Source organism: Burkholderia sp. Bp9090 (genome assembly GCF_003857985.1).
GTDB lineage: Bacteria > Pseudomonadota > Gammaproteobacteria > Burkholderiales > Burkholderiaceae > Burkholderia.
Map to the genome: position 1 here is coordinate 104,687 of NZ_QTPV01000023.1, position 6,995 is coordinate 111,681.

The following is a 6,995-nucleotide window of genomic DNA, read 5'->3' on the forward strand; positions in this document are numbered from 1 at the left end:
TCATTGGCCCGTGCGGCGCGGATCGCGCGGCGCACGGGCGGTCACGCACCGCTCGCTGACGTTCGAACCCTGAAGCGAAGCCTGCCGTCAGGCCGCCGCACGGCGGTCGGCGCAATGCCAGGCCGAGCGGTTGATCGCGCTGACGACCGCATCGAGCGCGGCGCTCGCCGCGTCGTCGTGCACCCCGACACCATGCCGCAGCGGCGCGTCGCCGACCCGGCAGCCGACCGATACCGCGATCCGGCCGTCCGTCGTGCGCGCGTGTTCGCACGAGGCGACGTCGATCGTCGCGCCGGCTGCCGTCGCGAAGGCAGCGGCCACGCGTTGCACGGCGTCTTCGGGCGTCGCGTCGGCCGGCGGCGCGCTCGCGATGTCGCGGTTCTGCCAGCGCGCGCCGTTGCCGTGCCGCGCGGCCGGGCCGTCGGTCTCGAAGAATTCGCGCGCGAACAGCGCACAGATCGCGTCGCCGGTCACTTCCTCGCCGGATGCGTCGGCGAGCGTCTGCACCGCGTGGCTGAATTCGATCTGCACGCGGCGCGTCGGCGTGAAGCCCATCCCGCGTTCGAGCAGGAACGTCGCGCCACCCTTGCCGGACTGGCTGTTCACGCGGATCACCGCGTCATAGCTGCGGCCGAGGTCGGCCGGGTCGATCGGCAGGTACGGCACTTCCCACACCGCGTCGGGGCGCTGCTGCGCGAAGCCCTTGCGGATCGCGTCCTGGTGCGAGCCGGAGAACGCGGTGAACACGAGGTCGCCCGCGTACGGATGGCGCGGATGCACCGGAATCTGGTTGCAGCGCTCGACCACGCGGCGCACCGCGTCGATGTCGGAGAAATCGAGGCCCGGGTCGATGCCCTGCGTATAGAGGTTCAGCGCGAGCGTGACGAGGTCGACGTTGCCGGTGCGCTCGCCGTTGCCGAACAGGCAGCCCTCGATGCGGTCGGCGCCCGCGAGCAGCGCGAGTTCGGCGGCGGCGACCGCGGTGCCGCGATCGTTGTGCGGATGCACGGACAGCACGATGCTGTCGCGATACGCGAGGTTGCGGTCCATCCACTCGATCTGGTCGGCGAACACGTTCGGGCTCGCGGCTTCGACGGTCGCCGGCAGGTTGACGATCATCTTGTGATCGCGGGTCGGACGCCACGCCTGCGCGACCGCGTCGCATACTTCGCGCGCGAACGTCAGCTCGGTCATGCTGAAGGTTTCAGGAGAGTACTGATAGGTCCAGTGCGTGTCCGGGCGGGCCGCCGCGTGTTCCTTGATGAGTCGCGTGCCCTCGACTGCGAGCGCCTTCACGTCGTCCTTCGACATCCCGAACACGATGCGCCGGAACGACGGGCAGATCGCGTTGTACAGGTGCACGATCGCGCGCGGCACGCCGTCGAGCGCGTCGAAGGTGCGCGCGATCAGGTCTTCGCGCGACTGCACGAGCACTTCGATCGTCACGTCGTCGGGGATCCGCTTCTCGTCGATCAGCTTGCGGACGAAATCGAAGTCGGTCTGCGACGCCGACGGAAACCCGACTTCGATCTCCTTGAAACCGATCGCGACCAGCATGTCGAAGAACTCCAGCTTCTGTTCGATGCTCATCGGCTCGATCAGCGACTGGTTGCCGTCGCGCAGGTCGGTGCTCATCCAGACCGGCGCACGCTCGATGGTGCGGGTCGGCCAGCGGCGGCCATTGATGCGGACGGGTTCGAACGGACGATACTTGTCTTGCGGGTTGCGCTTCATCTTCTGGACCTCGGGTCTCAAGTCGCGAGCGAAGACGGGCGGCATGGGCGACGGTAGGCGCTGCCTCGCACCGTGGCGCCGGAAACGCGCTGCGGATGCGGATGATCTTCGCGAATCGACCGACGGATAGACGGACGAATGCTGACGACTTCGGGTTGTAAAAACTGCGAGAAGGGTGCTGCGAGGAACTGCAGGGAGGGACCGTGCGGACAGCACACGGCGCTAAGACAGCCTTAGGCTAGTCGTAGCGATAGCGACCGCGCTAGGCGGCCGGAGGTAATTCGGAGGGTGTTCGGAAAGGAACGCATGGCGACAACTCTATGCCAGGATGCGGGTGCGTGTCAAATGGTCGGTTGAAAAGGCCGGCGCGACAGCACGCCGGCCCGGGATGCCGGTCACGGTGCGATCCGGGCGATCCGCACGATCGTGTCGACCTGCCGCGCAAGCGCGTCCGGCACCGGAACTTCGCCGCGCAGCACGGCGTCCGTCCACGCGGCCGTGGTCGCCGCGTCGCGCGATTCGGGCAGCGCGACGGGCGGTGCGTCGCTCGACGAGCGCTCGGGCTCGATCAGCGTGTCGCACATGCCGTCGTGCAGCCAGTCGACCTGCACCTGGCGCCGCGTGTCGGCCACCGCTTCGCCTTCGGTGCCGCGCGCGAGCAGCGCACCGCCGCGCGCGGCGTCCGGATGATCGCGGAACAGTTGCGCGAGGCTGTCGCGGTACGGCGGATGCGTGTAGTTGACGAGCCGCAGCCCGGCCGGCGCGAACGGCTGCAGGATCTTCACGAGCGTGTGCGTGGAGTTGCGCACGCCGAGCACGCCGCGCAGCGCCAGCAGACGCGCGATGCGCGGCGCCAGCGCGTCGATCGGCGCGAACGCGACGCGGCGCTCCGCGAGCATGTCCTCGATCGCGTCGTGCGACTTCGACGGCGCGATCGACAGCGCCGAGAAGATCTCCCCGCTCGTCACGCGGCCCGGATCGCGTTCGACGCCGTGCACGAGCACCGGCACGCCTTCGCGCGCGAGCAGCAGCGCGAGCAGCGGCACCAGGTTCGGCTGCTTGCGCGCGCCGTTGTAGCTCGGGATCGACACCGGGCGGAAGGCGGCGTCCTGCACGTGCACCGGTTCGAACGACGCCTGCGCGGCGGCGAGCATCGCGGACAGTTCGTCGGCGCTTTCGCCCTTCAGGCGATACGCGATCAGGATCGCGCCGAGTTCGACGTCCGACACGCGCGCGTCGAGCATCGCGCGATAGAGCTCGAACGTGTCTTCGGCGGACAGCGCGCGTGCGCCGTTCGGGCCGCGGCCGATTTCCTTGATGAAGCGGGCGCAGGGGAACGGCGAGGCGGCGGAGTCGTGGGGAGCGGTCATCGGGGCGTGGGGCGGGCGGCCGGCATCGGGCCGCGCGGTGAGCGGTAAGGAATGCCCCGAGTATCGCATGGGCGCGGCTCGCCCAAGCGCGACTGCGCGCCACCGCCGCGCGGCGCGCTAAACTCGGGTTCCCGGCGGTGCCGTGCGTGCGCTGCAGGCGCCGTTACCGGCCGAATACGACCAACAGAGAGACACCCATGAAGCTTTACAGCTATTTCCGCAGTTCCGCGTCGTACCGCGTGCGGATCGCCCTGAACCTGAAGCAGCTGCCGTTCGACACGGTCCCCGTGCACATGCTGCGCGACGGCGGCGAGCAACTGAAGGACGCGTATCGCGCGGTGAATCCGGATGCCGTCGTGCCGACGCTGATCGACGGCGATGCCACGCTGCAGCAATCGCTCGCGATCATCGAATATCTCGAGGAAACGCATCCCGAACCCGCGCTGCTGCCGAAGGCGCCGGTCGACCGCGCGTATGTGCGGGCGATCGCGCTGCAGGTCGCGTGCGAGATCCATCCGCTGAACAACCTGCGCGTGCTGAAATACCTGAAGCACACGCTGAAGGTGCCGGAGGAAGCGAAGAACGAATGGTACCGGCACTGGATCGAGGCGGGTTTCGCGTCGCTCGAGACGCGCCTCGCGAGCGATCCGCGCACCGGCAAGCTGTGCTTCGGCGACACGCCGACGCTCGCCGATATCTGCATCGTGCCGCAGGTGTTCAACGCGAACCGTTTCTCGATCGACACGACGCGCTTTCCGACGATCCAGCGGATCGCCGATCATGCGTCGACGCTCGATGCGTTCAAGGCCGCCGAGCCTGGCGTGCAGCCCGACGCCGAATGACATCGAATGACGTCGCGGGGCCGCCGGCTTCCGGCTTCCGGCTTCCGGCTGACGGCTTCCGGCCGCGCATGTAAAAAGGGCGCCCGAAGGCGCCCCGTGCGATGCGGGCCGGCGGCGTTCAGCCGAGCAGCGCGTCCGCGAATTCCACTGCGTTGAACGGCTGCAGGTCCTCGACCTTCTCGCCGACGCCGATGAAGTAGACGGGCACCGGGCGCTGCCGCGCGATCGCGGCGAGGATCCCGCCCTTGGCGGTGCCGTCGAGCTTCGTGACGATCAGGCCCGTGAGGCCGAGCGCATCGTCGAAGGCCTTCACCTGCGTGAGCGCGTTCTGGCCCGTGTTCGCGTCGATCACGAGCAGTACCTCGTGCGGCGCGCCGTCGTGCGCCTTCGAGATCACGCGCTTCACCTTCTTCAGCTCTTCCATCAGGTGCAGCTGCGTCGGCAGGCGGCCGGCCGTGTCGGCCATCATTACGTCGATCTTGCGGGCGCGCGCGGCGCTGACCGCGTCGAAGATCACCGCGGCCGGATCGCCGCTTTCCTGCTGGACGACCGTCACGTTGTTGCGCTCGCCCCAGACCGCCAGCTGTTCGCGCGCGGCCGCGCGGAACGTGTCGCCCGCGGCCAGCAGCACCGACTGGTCGAAGCTCTGCAGGTGCTTCGCGAGCTTGCCGATGCTGGTGGTCTTGCCCGCGCCGTTCACGCCCGTGATCATCATCACGAGCGGTTGCGCGCGACCGAGCATCAGCGACTTCTCGAGCGGCGTCAGCAGTTCGACGAGCAGGTCGTGCAGCGCGCCCTTCACCTGCTGCGGATCGGTGAGCCGGCCCGCGCGCACCTTCTCGCGCAGCGCGCCGAGCAGGTACTCGGTCGCGTCGACGCCGGCGTCGGACATCAGCAGCGCGGCTTCGAGCTCCTCGTACAGATCCTCGTCGATCTTCGTGTTGACGAACACGCCGGTGATGCTCGAGCCCGTCTTCGCGAGCCCCGACTTCAGGCGCGCGAGCCACGACTTCTTCGCGGACGCGTCCTGCGTCGGCGGCGGCACGATCTCGACCGCCTCGACGACTTCGTCGCTGCCGTCGTTGGTCGGCGTGACCGTCATCACGACGGCCGGCGCGGCCTGTCGCGGTTGCGCGGGCGCTTGCGGTGCTTCGACCGCCCGGCGGGGCTCGGGGGCGGGCGCGGGCGTGTCGGACGGCTCGTCCGGTTGCGGCGCGTCGGCTGATTGCGATTCCGCGGAGTCGGGCTCCTGCGTTTTCTTGAATCGTTTGAAGAAGCTGAACATGGTCTGACGTCGGGAAGAGGGCGGGGCGCCGCCAGGGCGGAGCGCCGGAGAGGCCGGCGCGCGTGCGCACGACGGCCGAAACCGTGCATTTTATCAGTGCGGCGAGGCACTCGCGTCAGTCGGTGCCGCCGCTGTGGTAACGTGCGCCTGTTTGGCGGTGCGCCCGCGTGCGCACCCGTTCCCTCCGTTGTCGATATTCCGTATGTCCCGTTCCTCTTCCGGCCGCCCGGCGGCCCCCGCCGGCCGCGGCAAGCCGCACACGATCCGCATCATCGGCGGTGACTGGAAACGCACGCCGCTCGCCGTGCTCGATCTCGACGGCCTGCGGCCGACGCCCGATCGCGTGCGCGAGACCCTGTTCAACTGGCTCGGCCAGGATCTCGAAGGCCGGCGCTGCCTCGACCTGTTCGCGGGCACCGGCGCGCTCGGCTTCGAGGCCGCGTCGCGCGGCGCGACGAGCGTCGTGATGGTCGAGCGCCACCCGCGCGCGGCGCAGCAGCTGCGCACGATCAAGGACAAGCTCGGCGCACGCTCGGTCGAGGTCGCGGAAGCCGACGCGCTGCGGCTTGCGGCCGGGCTGACCCCGGGCGCGTTCGACGTCGTGTTCCTCGATCCGCCGTTCGGCGAGCCGGCCGTGCTCGATCGCGCGATCGCGCTGGCGGCGCCGCTCGTCTCGCCGGATGGTGCGCTGTACGTCGAAACGGGGGCGGAGCTCGACCCGGCCGCGCACGACGCACTGGCCGGCTGGCAGGTGGTGAAGCACGGCAAGGCCGGTGCGGTTCACTATCATTTGCTGCGGCGCGAAAATGATGAATAATGCGCGTTCCATACGAGGCGGCGCGCGGCAAAGGCGACGCATGCCCATCTCGGCAGTGGCGTGCGCGTCGCACGGCTGCCACCCCGTTTGCGTGATGACAGGAGGAGCGACATGGTAGTCGCCGTGTATCCCGGTACGTTCGATCCGCTGACGCGCGGGCACGAAGACCTCGTGCGGCGTGCGTCGAGCATTTTTGATACGCTGGTGGTGGGTGTCGCCGACAGCCGCGCGAAGAAGCCGTTCTTCTCGCTGGAAGAACGTCTGACGATTGCGAACGAGGTGCTCGGTCATTATCCGAACGTGAAGGTCATGAGTTTCACGGGCCTCCTGAAGGATTTCGTCCGCATCAACAACGCGCGCGTGATCGTGCGCGGCCTGCGTGCCGTGTCCGATTTCGAATACGAGTTCCAGATGGCGGGGATGAACCGTTATCTGTTGCCCGACGTCGAGACGATGTTCATGACGCCGTCCGATCAGTACCAGTTCATCTCGGGGACGATCGTGCGCGAAATCGCGCAGTTGGGCGGCGATGTCAGCAAGTTCGTGTTCCCGTCCGTCGAGAAGTGGCTGACCGAGAAAGTCACTGCGATGGGAGGCCCGGCCGCGTGACGCGGCGCCGGCCGGTTTCGTCGTGAAGCCGGCCGCCGGCCTGAAGAAGTGAGATCAGTATGTCTTTGATGATTACCGACGAGTGCATCAATTGGCTGTCCTGATTAATTTTGGCGTGCACCGTCCCCACAGGCTCTCCAGCTTTTTCAATTGCCCGAAATCATGTTTTTGCAACTCAATTGCAACTCAGAGACAAAAACATGGCCACATTCAGTCAACGCAACGGCCGTTGGCAGGTAAAAGTAGTTCGTAAGGGGTTTCTGTAGTGGTCTAATGAATCCGGACACTGATTTAGGCGAGAATGGTCGCCATGAAGAGGTGTCTGATGAGCAAGCAAC

6 protein-coding genes are annotated in these 6,995 nt (G+C 67.7%); 3 read left to right on the forward strand and 3 right to left on the reverse strand.

All coding sequences use genetic code 11. From position 1 onward, the window contains the following. Nucleotides 1-87: 87 nt before the first annotated feature. Together leuA and ybiB are read right to left on the reverse strand one after the other, a co-directional pair. Nucleotides 88-1,734, reverse strand: coding sequence for a 2-isopropylmalate synthase (gene leuA, locus DIE16_RS21240; protein ID WP_124893343.1), 1,647 nt, complete (start codon nucleotides 1,732-1,734; stop codon nucleotides 88-90). Between the two features lie 395 nt (nucleotides 1,735-2,129). Next, entirely contained in the window at nucleotides 2,130-3,104 is a 975-nt protein-coding gene (gene ybiB / locus DIE16_RS21245) for a DNA-binding protein YbiB (protein WP_124520736.1), read from the reverse strand. 197 nt (nucleotides 3,105-3,301) lie between these two features. Here ybiB and maiA point away from each other — a divergent pair, with 197 nt between their 5' ends. Further along, a complete protein-coding gene (gene maiA / locus DIE16_RS21250) occupies nucleotides 3,302-3,946 on the forward strand; it encodes a maleylacetoacetate isomerase (protein ID WP_044847479.1) in 645 nt (214 codons plus the stop codon). A gap of 118 nt (nucleotides 3,947-4,064) precedes the next feature. On the opposite strand, the gene ftsY is transcribed toward maiA, so the two are convergent. Then, a complete protein-coding gene (gene ftsY, locus DIE16_RS21255; RefSeq protein ID WP_124893344.1) occupies nucleotides 4,065-5,231 on the reverse strand; it encodes a signal recognition particle-docking protein FtsY in 1,167 nt (388 codons plus the stop codon). A 202-nt stretch (nucleotides 5,232-5,433) separates the two neighbouring features. Between ftsY and rsmD the strand changes: the two genes are divergently transcribed. Both rsmD and coaD read left to right on the forward strand, forming a co-directional pair. After that, entirely contained in the window at nucleotides 5,434-6,048 is a 615-nt protein-coding gene (gene rsmD / locus DIE16_RS21260; protein ID WP_044847477.1) for a 16S rRNA (guanine(966)-N(2))-methyltransferase RsmD, read from the forward strand. 111 nt (nucleotides 6,049-6,159) lie between these two features. Next, on the forward strand, nucleotides 6,160-6,657 hold the full coding sequence (gene coaD, locus DIE16_RS21265) for a pantetheine-phosphate adenylyltransferase (RefSeq protein WP_044847476.1): 498 nt from the start codon (nucleotides 6,160-6,162) through the stop codon (nucleotides 6,655-6,657). Nucleotides 6,658-6,995: the final 338 nt, after the last annotated feature.